General features: G+C 62.5%; 12 protein-coding genes. 5 read left to right on the forward strand and 7 right to left on the reverse strand.

The window, feature by feature from the left end:
- Positions 1 to 53: 53 nt before the first annotated feature.
- Positions 54 to 4,013 (reverse strand): DNA polymerase domain-containing protein, encoded by a 3,960-nt coding sequence (locus RBH26_RS01425; protein ID WP_306756075.1) that lies wholly within the window; start codon positions 4,011 to 4,013, stop codon positions 54 to 56.
- Between the two features lie 117 nt (positions 4,014 to 4,130).
- On the opposite strand from RBH26_RS01425, the gene RBH26_RS01430 reads away from it, so the two are divergent.
- From RBH26_RS01430 to RBH26_RS01440, 3 genes are all read left to right on the forward strand, one after another.
- A complete protein-coding gene (locus RBH26_RS01430; RefSeq protein WP_306756076.1) occupies positions 4,131 to 4,313 on the forward strand; it encodes a hypothetical protein in 183 nt (60 codons plus the stop codon).
- Between the two features lie 106 nt (positions 4,314 to 4,419).
- Positions 4,420 to 4,950, forward strand: a complete 531-nt coding sequence (locus RBH26_RS01435) for a hypothetical protein (protein ID WP_306756077.1) — start codon at positions 4,420 to 4,422, stop codon at positions 4,948 to 4,950.
- 69 nt (positions 4,951 to 5,019) lie between these two features.
- Positions 5,020 to 5,508 (forward strand): hypothetical protein, encoded by a 489-nt coding sequence (locus tag RBH26_RS01440; RefSeq protein ID WP_306756078.1) that lies wholly within the window; start codon positions 5,020 to 5,022, stop codon positions 5,506 to 5,508.
- Positions 5,509 to 5,631: 123 nt separating this feature from the next.
- On the opposite strand, the gene rad50 is transcribed toward RBH26_RS01440, so the two are convergent.
- The 4 genes from rad50 to RBH26_RS01460 all read right to left on the reverse strand — a co-directional run bounded on the left by rad50 (position 5,632) and on the right by RBH26_RS01460 (position 10,319).
- Positions 5,632 to 8,337: a DNA double-strand break repair ATPase Rad50 gene (gene rad50 / locus RBH26_RS01445; protein ID WP_306756079.1), complete on the reverse strand. Its 2,706-nt coding sequence runs from the start codon at positions 8,335 to 8,337 to the stop codon at positions 5,632 to 5,634.
- A complete protein-coding gene (mre11, locus tag RBH26_RS01450) occupies positions 8,334 to 9,677 on the reverse strand; it encodes a DNA double-strand break repair protein Mre11 (RefSeq protein ID WP_306756080.1) in 1,344 nt (447 codons plus the stop codon). The genes rad50 and mre11 overlap by 4 nt, the downstream gene beginning before the upstream one ends.
- Before the next feature lie 75 nt (positions 9,678 to 9,752).
- Positions 9,753 to 9,950, reverse strand: coding sequence for a hypothetical protein (locus RBH26_RS01455; protein WP_306756081.1), 198 nt, complete (start codon positions 9,948 to 9,950; stop codon positions 9,753 to 9,755).
- Positions 9,951 to 10,049: 99 nt separating this feature from the next.
- A complete protein-coding gene (locus RBH26_RS01460) occupies positions 10,050 to 10,319 on the reverse strand; it encodes a helix-turn-helix domain-containing protein (RefSeq protein ID WP_306756082.1) in 270 nt (89 codons plus the stop codon).
- A gap of 123 nt (positions 10,320 to 10,442) precedes the next feature.
- On the opposite strand from RBH26_RS01460, the gene RBH26_RS01465 reads away from it, so the two are divergent.
- Positions 10,443 to 11,660, forward strand: coding sequence for a proteasome-activating nucleotidase (locus RBH26_RS01465; protein ID WP_306756083.1), 1,218 nt, complete (start codon positions 10,443 to 10,445; stop codon positions 11,658 to 11,660).
- Positions 11,661 to 11,903: 243 nt separating this feature from the next.
- On the opposite strand, the gene RBH26_RS01470 is transcribed toward RBH26_RS01465, so the two are convergent.
- Both RBH26_RS01470 and RBH26_RS01475 read right to left on the reverse strand, forming a co-directional pair.
- A complete protein-coding gene (locus RBH26_RS01470; protein WP_306756084.1) occupies positions 11,904 to 12,041 on the reverse strand; it encodes a hypothetical protein in 138 nt (45 codons plus the stop codon).
- 102 nt (positions 12,042 to 12,143) lie between these two features.
- The gene (locus tag RBH26_RS01475) at positions 12,144 to 12,317 is read right to left on the reverse strand and encodes a hypothetical protein (protein WP_306756085.1); all 174 of its coding nucleotides are present in this window, start codon (positions 12,315 to 12,317) and stop codon (positions 12,144 to 12,146) included.
- 332 nt (positions 12,318 to 12,649) lie between these two features.
- On the opposite strand from RBH26_RS01475, the gene RBH26_RS01480 reads away from it, so the two are divergent.
- Positions 12,650 to 13,201, forward strand: coding sequence for a GMP synthase subunit A (locus RBH26_RS01480; RefSeq protein WP_306756086.1), 552 nt, complete (start codon positions 12,650 to 12,652; stop codon positions 13,199 to 13,201).
- Positions 13,202 to 13,245 lie beyond the last annotated feature (44 nt).

A 13,245-nucleotide genomic window follows, 5' to 3' on the forward strand; every position in this document is an offset into this window, starting at 1 on the left:
CAGCAACCCGTACGATGCGACGAGGCGTAGTGTGACACTCGAGTAGAGGACAGTCACATGAAGCTGTCGAGACCCTTCTGCTCCTGGCCGCTTTTGACCTCTTGCCAGGAAACGTCCAGTGCCTCGAGGATCCGGGATATCGGCCCCTTCAGGGTCTTCTCGAGCATGGTGTCGTAGTCGACCTCGAACTCCTCGGGGATCTGGTCTTCGTACTCGAAGCAGATGACGTCGGGATCGCGCTTGAACGCGCCGTAGAGCGGATCGTGCTGGGGATCGAACCCTTCTTCGTCCTCCATTCGGCGGAAGAAGGCGGGGTCGACCCGCTCGAGGTAGAGCCGTTTGGGCTTGCTCCCGCGCTGGAAGTTGGTACCGAGCAGCAGGTTCGCGTACTTCGCGCCCCGGACCTGTGCGGTGTCGGTGTCGTAGTTGTCCAGGCGCTTGCCGATGCCGCCGGGGATGGCGATCTCCTCGAGCGAGACCTCGCCCGTCCGGACGTCCTCGATGAGTTCGTTGACGTACTCCTTGGCCCCTTCGACGTCGCCCTCCTTGACGATCATCTCGATGACCCGGTGCTGGACCTCCTTGGTGATCGGGGCGATGTCCGATCGCTGGTACTCGAAGCCGACGATGTCGACGTCGTCGACCTCCTTGCCCTCCTTCCAGGTGATGTGGCCGGCGTAACGTTTCTTCTTTCCAGCCTGGAAGAACCGCCGGTAGAGTTTCTCGAACTCGATCTGGAAGCGATGGAACTCTGCGTTTAGTTCGTCCCGTGCGAAGTCGTCGTACCGGTCGTTGATGTGCTCCTCGATCTCGAAGGACGTCTCGAGCGCCTCCTCCTTCGAGACGTCGGGTCCGAGCTCGAGCATTACGCTGTCGGTGTCTCCGTACGTAACCTCGTATCCCTCTTCGTTCGCAGCAGTTTCGGTGAATTCGATGACTTCACGGCCTGTAGCTGTGATCGCCGATGCGGCTTCCTTGTCGTACAGACGGAACTGTTCCCAACCGGAGACGCCGTATAGAGATTGGCCGACGAACTGGAACGTTCCGTTCCGTCCGGCAAGCAACGTATGGTTATCCTCGACAGTGACACAGTAGACGCCATTCTCGGCCGTACTTTCGGACGCACTCCGATGCATCCGAAGCGTGTTCTTCGCGTTCTCCGTAACGTAGATACGCCACGTTCCGCTGTCTCGACTGTAGTTCGCCGTCAAACCGAGATGTGCACAGAGTCGAAGAACGTCGTCTCGCAGCAGGTCACTAGCGGTCGAGTACCGCCACGAGTTCACCTGTCGGTCTCCGTCGCCATCGACGAGAACATCGAGGAACCGTCGCTTCTGTCGGCGGCTACACTCGAAAACGAACTCGGGAATTCGTTTCTCGAAGCTATCTTCCCCACAGAGCGACGTCAGAAGATTGCCGAGGAGTTTCGACGTGATCGTGTAGGAGCGATCGTCAACGTAGTAGTCGAACTCCATGTCATCGAGCAATTCACCGATCGTTGCGTGGTGATCGACGCCGCCGTCAGCGATCGGGAGTTTGTCCTGAGCCAGTTTAACGGTCGTAGCAGAGCCACGGAAGTTTTCGCCGAACTGCTTGTTGTCGGACGTGTAAACGTTCCCTTCCGTTATGAACCACGCGAGTAGATCGAGGAAATCGTCGCCGTCGTAGGTTCGCGGAATCCACTTTCGTCCGGATTCACGGTGAACGAAGCTCGTCTCACAAACCTCCTCGATGTACTCGCGGTGTTCCTCGAACTCTTCGGCCGTGAAAACGTAGCCCGTTTGTTCGACGTCGGCTTTCGGCACGCGACGTGGCGTCCAGCCCAGTTCTGCCGTGAACGTGTGACCGTGGACGGACGGTCTAACCCAAACCTCATACTCGCCGTCGATGAGTTCCGTGAGATCGACTTCCTCGAGTTCGTCTCCGTCAGGGCCGTCCCAGTCGTGGGGTAGTTCGTAGTTCGTCGCTCGATCGAGTTTCCCGGCCTCGACGAAACTGTACTCGTCTTCCGTGATTCCGTTCGTCTCGTTTTTGCGGACGAGCATTCGGTGGTTCGGCGTGACACGGAAGTCTATCTTACTCGTCTCGATATCGATCAGCTCGCCGTCGTAGTCCGGATATGCGTGGGTTTCGACGACGGGTTTGACTTCTAACTCTTCAGTCTCCGGATCGAGCGAATATACGTCGTCGCCGACTTCGAGATCTGTAATGTTGCGCACACCATCCGGAGTTAAAACCTCCGTGTCCGGCGTGAAGCAGTTCATGATGACCTTCACTGCGCCCTGCTGGCGGTCGTACTGCTCGTACTCGGGCGTACCGGGCTCGTGTTGATTCCGGAGTTCCTTCTTCTCCTCGCGCTCGGCGAGCAGTTCCTCGATCATCTGGCGGTTCACGCCGTCGGGCTCCTTCCGGAAGTGAGTCCCCGTCGGCGCCTCGTACGTCTCGCCGTCGTAGGTCTCGGGATCGACCTTCGTCTCCGGTGACGCGTTAACAGTCACCATGCACATAGGATACAAACTTTTCAGGTCCAGCACGGTGACGTTCTCCTTGACGCCCGTGATCGGTTCGAAGACGGCGCCGCCCTCGTACTCCTCGCCGGCCTCCTGCTGGCCCTTCGACGGAAGCGCGAACTCGCCGTGGGCCTGGTGGAGGACGTACATGTCGACCGCGTCGCCGGGCGTCGGCGCGTCCTCGAGTTTACAGCCGACGAACGAGCGCACCTCGTCCCAGAACGCGATGATCTCCTGCTGGCGGTCGAGTTCGACACAGAGTTCGACGTCCCGGAGGTTGTACGCGAGCAGTTGCGTGGGGTCGTCTTCCCAGAGGTCGCCGATGTCGCCGGCGTAGCGTTCCTTGCCGACGCCGAGTTCGGCCTCGCCGACGGCGTCGAGCCGATACGAGTCGAGTTCGGAGAACACCATCCGCTGGTAGCCATACAGCAGGTCGAAGACGACCCGGCCTTTGATGTCGGGTCCGCCCCAGTTACTGCGCCAGACCTCGTCGACCCGCGAGAGGCGATCGATCTCGAGGTCGTACTCGTGGTGGGGGCCCTGGAGTTCCTCGAGGCGGTCGAGGAAGTACGGCGCGTCGAAGTCCTCGAAGTTCCACCCGGTGAGGACGTCTGGATCGGTCTCCCGGATGTAGTCGACGAAGGCCTCGAGCATCGCTTCCTCCTCCTTGAAGGCCCGAACCTCGTGGTCGATCTCGCCTTCGATCGGCTCGTACTCGGTGATCTCGTCGGGGATCGGCCCGTCGCCGATCGGTGCCTCGTAGAGCCACATGAGATACTCGTCGCGGTAGGAGTCGTGGCTCGTGAGACAGACGATCGGTTCCTCGCCGTCTTCGGGAAAGCCCGAGCGATCGTCGACCTCGATGTCGAAGGTACAGACGCGTGGATCGGCGTCGACGTCTGCGGCCTCGACCTCCTCGTGGGGGACGACCAGCGAGTCGTCCTCGGCGCGGCGTTCGGGCACTCGAATCCCGCTGCGGACGTCCTTGTCGATCAGAAACCGGTTCGGAAAGAGGATGTCGGCCTCGTAGTGGTCGAAGTCGTCGCGCACCTGTCCGACGTCCCGGGGCGTCTGGCCGAAGATCTTCGTCAGCTTCTCGCCGCGGATGCTCTCGTAGGGCTCGCCGTTCCGGTCGAACTCACGGCTGTCGGTCAGCCGATCGTACTCCTCTTCGGGCGGTCGCTCGAGGCTGTCGGTCGGCGCGTAGAAGTAGGGACGAAAGCCGACGACCTGGACGTGCTCGAGTTCGCCATCGGGTGTCCGCCCGAAGACGTGCATGATCGGTCGTTCCTCGTCGCCGTAGCCGGCGATCGTGTAGTCGACCTGCATCACTGCGAGGTCGAGTTTGCCGTCGGGTTCCGGGAGGGTCTCTTCGACGACGTCGATCACTTCGGCGGCACTCGAGCCGCCGTTGCCCGCGACGTGGGCCGCCTCTTCGGGTGGTCGCTCCGTGGACTCGTCGGCTGAAAACTCCGCGAGTCCGGTTTGGCCCGCCTCAGTCATGGTGTCGGGCTTGGGAGCCACCGGATAAAAACCCACACACTTCGACCGACCTGCCACCGTGAGAATATTGGGAGAGCACAAAGACATATAATGCGGTAACACATAACACACTATCAGGTGATCGAAGTGTCCATCGATGCCGACGATACGACGGATAGCAGCGAGCCGCGTAGTATCCCCGAGGGCACCGCGACGGTCGAATCTTACGAGACGGAAGACGGTGTCGTCTTCTACGACGCCGAGAATCCGCTGGCGTGGGTCGAGACCTCTCGAACACTTACGCTTGCGGAGCTCGCCTGATACGGCTCGTCGGAACTGACCGACAGCCGGCGTTCCGTCAGCCGAAATCGACTTCCGGCTACGCCGAACGCGAACGCTTTTTTGATGGCTCGTCCTCCGTTGGTGTGTGGACTCCGACCGGTCCGAGGACGAACCCGACGAGTACGATCCCGAGGCGGAGTTTCGGGATCCCGAGAGCGACTCCATTACGATTCCGGAGGTACCGACCGAGAACGCGGGGTCGGATCTGTTCTCGGATCTCCGCTCCGATATGGAATCGGAGGCGGAAGCGGAACTGGCGACGACCACTGAGACGTCGCTCAGCGAATCCGACGTGCCAAGCGATCTCCTGGAGGCGTTCTGGGCGCTGGTGCTCGTCCTCAACGGCGCAATTTTGGCATACGCGCTTGCCGGGCTGTTTCTGGTCTTCGAAGGCGAGACGACGTACGCCAGTTTCCTCTTCGCTGCCGGGCTCGTACTTACCGGGTTCGCCGTTCGTCGCTACCGAAGCGTCAAGCGACAGGATTTCTCGGTGGACGACGAGAGTGACGAAGATGACGCAAGCGACGAGGGCGACGAAGGCAACACGCCCGCTGCCGGCGAAGACGACGCGGACGACAACGCCGACGAAACCGACCCGAATCGGTCACCGGACTGACCGTCGGATAGCCGAAACTACTTCAGGCACGCTCGGCCAACACCTGGTACCGGACGTTCCAACCCGACTATGAAAACCGTCCAAGACGACACCGGCAGACGATATCTCCTTCTCAAACGATCCGAGCACGCGAGTCTCGTCCGCGATCCACAGAGCGGAAACGAGTGTTACGTTCAAAACGACCGCCTCGAGGACGTCGACGAATCGGCCCTCGAGCTCGCGGCTCAGACCGTCGACGACCCGGTCCGAGCGCTGCTGACGAACGTACACGACGAGACAACGCTCGGCCTGTTGATCGAACTCGCCGACCGCGGTCCGCTCGGCGTCAGAACGCTGCTCGACAGCTACGACATCTGTGAGAGCGACCTGCATGGTCGACTTACGGTCCTGTCAGCCGCTGGGCTGCTCGAGGAGCCCGACGTCGCCGGCGAACGCGGCTATCGAACCACGGCCGACTGTGATCGCGCACTCGAGGTGGTCCGAGTCGACGCCGACGCTATCGAAACCGACGTCAGCGCCGACAACGAGACGAGCACACCGGCCGAGAAACACTCCTGAAACGAGCCGAACGAGTCGATTCTGGAGGTGCGCCACGTCGGACAGCCACGCGGCCGCTCGTACCGATGTCTCGGCACCCGGACCCAGCTGCGGTAAGCCGGGACTGACCGACAGTGGGCCGTATCAGTCGGACGCGAGCAGCTCGGACTCGGGCGGACGCCCCCGCTCGAGGCGCGACCGGTTCGAGGTGGCGTCTTTTTCGACACGGACGAGCGAATCGGCCGCCCCGACGAGCTCTTCGTCGTGGCTGACGACGACGATCTGTTCGACGCCCAAGTCGCGCATGGATTCGACCAGCGAGACGAGTTGGGTGACGTGACCTGAGTCCAGGAAGACGGTCGGTTCGTCCAGGATCAGCGGCGGCATCGGCGCCGCGCCTTCGACGCCCTCCGCGAGCAGCCGGTAGATCGCACACCGCAGGCTGAGGTTGAACAGCGCCCGCTCGCCGCCGGAGAGCTGTTCTGGCTCGAGGGGTTCACCGTCCTTCTGATAGACCGTCAGCCGGTACTCGCCGTCGAGGTCGATTCCGGCGTAGGAATCGTTCTGGTAGACCAACTCGAACGTCTCGTTGAGCAACCGCTCTAGGGTCTCGACGTTACGCTGGCGCAGCTCCGACCGAAGGTCGGCGTACGTCGCCTGTAACGTCTCGGCCTCGTCGTACAGTGATTCGAGTCGCTCACACCGCTTCTCGACGGCGTCGAGACGGTCGCGAAGCTCCTCGAGTTCCTCGAGTTCCCGCTCGGCGGCACCGATCGCGTTCTGGAGATTCGTCCGTTTCTCCTCGAGGTCGGCGAGTTTGTCGTCGACCTTCTCGAGGTACTGCTCGGCGTTTTGTTTGTCTTCGCGGGCGGTCTCGACGCGGTCCTCGTCGAACTCCGACTCGAGGTCGCGCTTGCGCTCGCGCTTGTTCGAGAGGGTTTCGCGGCGTTCGTCGTTCATCGTCTGCCAGTCCCGGCGGCGTTCGCGCCGGGTCTCGATCTCGGCGGCGAGGGCCTCGCGTTCGTCGTCGATCTCGGCGATCCGGCGGAGCGACTCCAGTGTGTCCCTGATATCGCCGCGTTCGCCGTTGATCTCACCGAGTTCGGCTCGCTTCGTCGCGACCGACTCCTCGAGGTCGGCGGCTTCGGTCCGTTTCGCTTCGGCGTCGTTCTCGTACTCCGTGGCGTCCTCGAGCAGTCGATCGCGCTGTTCCCGTCGATCAGCGAGCGTCTCGCGTTTCTCCGCGAGCAGCTGCTCGACGTTGTCGCGGTTCTCCTCGAGCCGGTCGACCCGTCGTTCGGCCTCGCGTAGCTCCTCGGCGCGGTCGATCCGATCGTCGACGTCGTCGCGCTCGGCCTCGAGGGCGTCGAGTCGTTCCTCGAGGGCGGCCAGTTCCTCACGTTTCTCGTCTAAGACGTTGACGTGGGGCGAGTCCTCGACGGACTGACCGCACTCGGGACACTTCCCTTCCTCGAGCAACTGCTCGCCCTCCTCGATCGCGTTCTCGACGGTTCGGATGTCGGCGGTGACGTCGCCGATCTCGTCGGTCAACGCCTCGCGCTCGGCCTCGAGCGCCTCGAGATGGCTCTCCGTGTCGCCGAAGTCGATCGGTGCGTCCTCGAACTGTTCACGCGCGGCGTCGATCTCCGCCTCGAGATCGTCGAGTTTTGCCTCCCGGTCTTCGATCGCCGCTTCGTCGGCCTCGAGTTTCGTCTCGAGGTCGCCGGCCTCCTCGCGGGCCTGCTCGGCTTTGGCCTCGAGGTCGTCGGCCTCCTCGCGCAGCCGTTCGATCTCACCGTTGGTTTCGGTGATCGCGACGCGAACCGCCTCTAACTCGTCACGGAGTTCCTCGTCGCGTGTCTCGAGTTCGTCGATCCGCGTCCCGACTGCGTCTGCGTCCGCATCCGCGTCCGCGTCGCCGCCTTCGGTACTCCTGAGATCGACCTTGGCGAGTAGGTCTTCGCGTTCGGCCGCGAGCTCCGTGCGTCGCTCCTCGAGGTCGCGGATCTCGGTTTTCGCGTCCTCGCGTTTGTCTTCGGTCTCGGAGATCTTCTCGCGGAGGTCGTCGATCTCCGCTCCGAGCCGGTCGATCTCCTCGCGGGTCTCCTCGTGGCGCTCGAGGACGTCTTCGGCGGTCTCGAGCGTGTTGCGGGCCTGCTCGCGTTGTGTCTCGAAGTGCTCGATCTCCTCGTCGACGTCGGCTCGACGGGACTCGAGGCCGTTCAACCGCTCGTGGAGGTCCTTCGTCTCCTTCTTTTCGACCTGCTGGCGAACGTTCTCGAGGACCTCTCGCTGGCCGTCGAGGACCGTCTTGACGCCGAGACGGGCATCGCTTGCACGTTCGCGGTACTCCTCGAGCGCGCCGAGTTGTAGGAGGTCGTCGATCATGTCCTGGCGGTCACTCGGCGAGGCGTGGATGAGCTTGTTGACCTCGCCTTGACGGACGTAGGCGCAGTTGACGAACGCCTCGGCGTCCATTCGCAGGAGTTCGGTCACCTCGCGGCGGACGTCACGGGCCCCCTCGATCGTTTCGGTCGGCGTCTCGAGGACGCATTTGGTCGTCGACGCCCGATCGCCCCGGAGTTTGAGGTGGCGCTCGACGCTGTAGTCGCGGCCGTCGTGGGTAAAGTGGAGTTCGACTTCGGCCTCCTCCTCGCCGGTCGTGATCACGTCGTCTAACGTGCGGTCGTCGAGCGCTTTCGAGCCGTACAGCGCGAAGAAGACCGCTTCGAGCAGCGTCGACTTCCCGCTGCCGTTAACGCCGTGGACGACGGTGACGCCACGCTCGAGTCCGAGGTCGGCCTCGCCATAGCACTTGAAGTTCAGCAGGCGAATGCGGTCGACCTTCATGCGAAATCACCCAGCGAGGCGGTGTCAGGATCGGCGGGGTCCTCGGACTCGCCTGCTTCCTGTGACGTGGATTCGCCGTCGGCCGCCGTCGTCTCGTCGGCAGCCGGTTCGGGTCCGTCGTCGGCCGCCGACGTGGTGGCTTCGGATTCGCTTTCGGTTTCACTCTCGAGCTGGTCGGCGACCGTCGTTACGTCCTCGTCGTCGGGACTCCGTTCGGGTGCGGGTTCGAACGCCGACGCGTCGTCCTCGAGGAGGTCCCGAACGCGATTCTCGACGGTCTCACGGACGTTCGAGTCGGGGAGGTCGCCGTTGCGGACAGTCTCGTCGATGCTGCGAGCTGCGTCGCTAAGCCCCAGTTCGCGAACGCGTTCCCGGACGGCGGCGTCGGGGTCAGCGAAGCTCACGGAGACATCGTCGGCTTCGTCGGGCAGTTCCCGCCGGTCGTTGACGCGAGCGACGAGCGCCCCGCGATCGATGGCAGCCTCCTCGATCGTCGCGGGCGTAATCGGCCGTCCGTCGCCTTCGATCGTGACGACGACGACCGCGTCCTCGAGGTCGTGTTGACGGACGCGTTCCTGGACGCGGTCGACGCCCTCGCCGTCCTCGAGTTCGACGTCGACGAAGACGAACTCGCGGGTGTCGGTCAGTCCGCGACGGCTGATCGCGACGCGCTCCTCGAAGTCGACGAGGTTGTAGCCCCGCTCCTCGCGTTCGCTCGCGCTTGCACGTTCGGTCGACCCACAGTAGGTGACCCAGGTGTCACGTACCTCCGCGGTGTCGGGTTTGTGGTTGTCGCCGAGCAAGACGGCGTCGAAGTCGACCGTCGACTCGGAGAGCAGCCGTTCAGTGTCCCAGTCGGCGTGGGCGAAGGGTTCGAACAGACCGTGGCTCACGAGCGTCGCGTGCTCAGCCTCCGCTGGAAGGGGTTCGAAGTCGTACTCGAGGGCGTCGCGACGCGAGCGCGGAACGAAGTCGAGCCCGTACACCGCGACGTCGTCGACCAGTACGGGTTCGGCGCCGAGTCGCGTCGCCAGTCCGAGGTCGGAGAAGAGATCGAGCCACTGGGCGTCACGTTTCGACTCGTGGTTGCCGACGACGGCCAGAAACGGGATGTCGGCCTCCTCGAGGGTCCGTAACACGTCGATGGTCCCCTGGAGATCGATCAGTCCCGGCCGCCGATCGTGAAAGAGGTCGCCGGCGTGGATCACGGCGTCGACGTCGTCGGCGACCGCGTCCTCGACGACCGAGCGAAAGGCCTCGAGGAAGTCCTGTCGTCGCTCGGGCGAGTTGTACTGCTGGTACCCGATGTGGGTATCGCCCGTATGGATAACCCGCGTCATTGGCACGTCGTTGGCGAGCCCGCCCTAAAGGGGTTCCGCGACCGGAGTGAAAGTAAAACCGGAACGTCACTCGTATCAGCGATCGAGCGACGTCGATCCGACCGCATCGTTGTACCCCTCGAGGACGAATTTGCCGATCCAGAGGAGTGCGACGACGACGCCGACGAGGACGACGAGCGCCTGTGCGATGCCCTCGAGGGCGCCTGCTGCGGACACCGTTACGCCGAGAACGACGAGCACCCCGATCGTATCGCGAAGCGTCCAATCGGTCATACGAGTCCCTTTCGTCGGCACTCCTATATACATTTCGTTGCAGCGACATATCTGAACGAAGCTCCGAACGGTGGTGCCACGTTCGGCGAGCATCCGCAGCTACGATTCGATATCCAGACTGTACAGTCGCTTGCGGGCGTCCGAGAACGAGAACCGCGAGTCGATGACGTTTTCCTCGTCGAGGCGGTTTAACGCGTATCGAACCGTTCGCGAGGGCAGCAGCGTCTCGTCGGCGATCTGCTGTTGGGTCATCGTGTCGTTGTACTCGAGAACCTTTGCGACGAGTTTGGCACTCGGTGGAAGCTCGCGGACGTCGTCCCAGGTTCCTCGCTGGTCGGCGTCACCGTGGACCGTCTCTGAAGCACTCATTACCCGCCCATTTCGAATACAGGGTGATAATATTTTCTGTTTCGAAAAATACGCACTAGTTATTTTCTCGTGAGGGTGTACCGACCCGAAGCCTCTTATGAAGCAACACCCAAGGGACGGGTGATGAGCGACACTGTGGACGACGTCGACCTCCCCTACGACGAGGACGAGGCGTCCCAACAGGAGAAGATCCAGGCGCTCGAGGAACGGCTGGAGGTCCTCGAGGCGCAAAACGAGGAGATGCGTGACAAACTCCTCGATGCGAACGCCGAGAACAACAAGTACCAGCAGAAACTCGAGCGGCTGACCCACGAGAACAAGAAACTCAAGCAGTCCCCGCTGTTCGTCGCCACAGTCCAGGAGATCACGGACGAAGGCGTCATCATCAAACAGCACGGGAACAATCAGGAAGCGCTGACCGAGGTCACCGACGAGATGCGATCGGAGCTCGAGCCCGACGACCGCGTCGCGGTCAACAACTCCCTCTCGATCGTCAAGCCCCTCTCGAACGAGACGGACGTCCGCGCTCGCGTGATGGAAGTCACCGAGAGCCCCGACGTCAGTTACGAGGATATCGGTGGACTCGAAGAACAGATGCAGGAGGTCCGCGAGACCGTCGAGATGCCACTGGAAAAACCCGACATGTTCGACGACGTCGGGATCGATCCACCAAGTGGCGTCTTGCTGTACGGGCCGCCGGGGACGGGCAAGACGATGCTCGCCAAGGCCGTCGCCAACGAGACCGACGCGACCTTCATCAAGATGGCCGGCTCCGAGCTGGTCCACAAGTTCATCGGTGAAGGCGCGAAACTCGTCCGCGACCTCTTCGACGTCGCCCGCGAGCACGAGCCCGCGGTCATCTTCATCGACGAGATCGACGCCATCGCGGCCAAGCGCACGGAGTCGAAGACCTCCGGCGACGCCGAGGTCCAGCGAACGATGATGCAACTGCTCTCGGAGATGGACGGCTTCGAGGAACGTGGCGAGATCCGCATCATCGCCGCCACGAACCGCTTCGACATGCTCGACCGCGCGATCCTGCGCCCGGGCCGGTTCGACCGCCTCATCGAAGTGCCAAAGCCAAGCGCCGACGGTCGCGAGATCATCTTCCAGATCCACACCCGCAACATGAACGTCGCCGACGAGGTCGACTTCGCGGAACTGGCCGAGGAGGCCGAGGAAGCCTCCGGCGCCGATATCAAGGCGATCTGTACCGAAGCCGGGATGTTCGCTATCCGTGACGACCGAACCGAGATCCAGATGGAGGACTTCCGCAACGCCTGGGACAAGGTCCAGGCCGACTCGAGCGACACCGAGGACGTCTCGAAGACCTTCGCCTAGACGGGCTTTCTCTCCGTTTTTCGCGACTCGGAAGCGACGCGTTCGACTTCCGATCGGATCGGCAGCGTCCCGTGTTCTCGGACGGGCTGGTGTCCCGACGTTCTGGCCCAGCCCAGCCGGGTCGCGGGATAACAGAACTGCCTACAGCAGTACGTATCAGGAACGGAGGCGTCTCGAGCACTTGCTACTGAAAAAGTAGAGACCGAACCCGGGATTCCGATCGCCCGGCGTCGCCCTCGAGCGCTACAGCGTCGCGAAGACGAGCCACGGGATGATAAACAGCGCGACCGTCAACACGGCGAGGATCAGCAGATAGCCGATACCTGTACCGGCCGCGGCGATCCACGACGGATGATCGAACTCACTGAGATCGACTGCCATACAGATAGCTCCAGTGAGACGAGTATAAACGTACCGGAAAGAAAAGCGGGTCCGCACTCGGGATCGTCGAGCCCGACTGCTCAGCCGTCGTCTCGGTGGCGGCTATCGCCACTCCTCGAGCGAGACGGCGTTTCGCTCGGCCATCGAGAGCCAGACGTCGTCCCGCCCGATGTCGGCGATGACGAGATGAGGGCGTCCGTCGATCTCATCGACCGCAGCGACGACGTCGCTGTCGTCTGCGGGCTGACTCCCGGCCGTGTGGGCCTCGAGTGTCATACCTGCCGATAGTTACCACTCATGTATGAACGTTCTGGTATTGTCTCGATCGGTGGTTGAACATCTGGTAATATTGACCCATATTGATCACAAACTGAATCTAATCGATGATCATACCAACAAGTTAAACCGAGGTATCGGCAAACGTAGCCAGTACGTGGGAGACGACGATGACGGCCTACCAGGATGTCACTACGGTCTACTGTCGTCAATTCCCGCCGATCATCGACCCCGTGCTGACGATTGACGGTAACTCGTTACAGCAGTCCGTCACGACGGGGCGAGATCGGTTTTCGGACCGTTTTTACCGGGTGACTCGCTAGGCCCCTGCAATGACGAAGATCGTCGTGGTGGACAACCACGGACAGTTCACCCACCTGGAGCAACGAGCGCTTCGCGACCTCGGGGTCGAAACGGAGCTGATCGACAACGAGACCCCACCCGAAGACATCGACGCCGACGGCGTCGTCCTCTCCGGCGGTCCCGAGATGGACCGAACCGGCCGCTCGGCCGAGTATCTCGAGGCCGACGTCCCCGTCCTCGGTATCTGTCTCGGTATGCAACTGATCGCCGCGGAGCTGGGCGGTCGCGTCGGAAGCGGCGACTACGGCGGGTACGCCGACGTGAACGTCGACATCGTCGACGACGACGACCCACTGACCGGCACCCTCGCCCCCGAGACCCGCGTCTGGGCGAGCCACGCCGACGAAGTCAAAGAGCTCCCCGAGGGATTCGAGTTGACGGCCCGCAGTGACGTCTGTGACGTCGAGGCGATGAGCGATACCGACCGCGACCTCTACGGCGTCCAGTGGCATCCCGAGGTCGCCCACACCGAAGAGGGCGACGTCATCTTCGAGAACTTCCTCGAGATCTGCAGACAGTAACGGTCTCGAGTCGCGCAGCGACGGCTTTCTGTCGTTCAACTGTC

Source organism: Natronolimnohabitans sp. A-GB9 (assembly GCF_030848565.1).
Lineage (GTDB): Archaea > Halobacteriota > Halobacteria > Halobacteriales > Natrialbaceae > Natronolimnohabitans.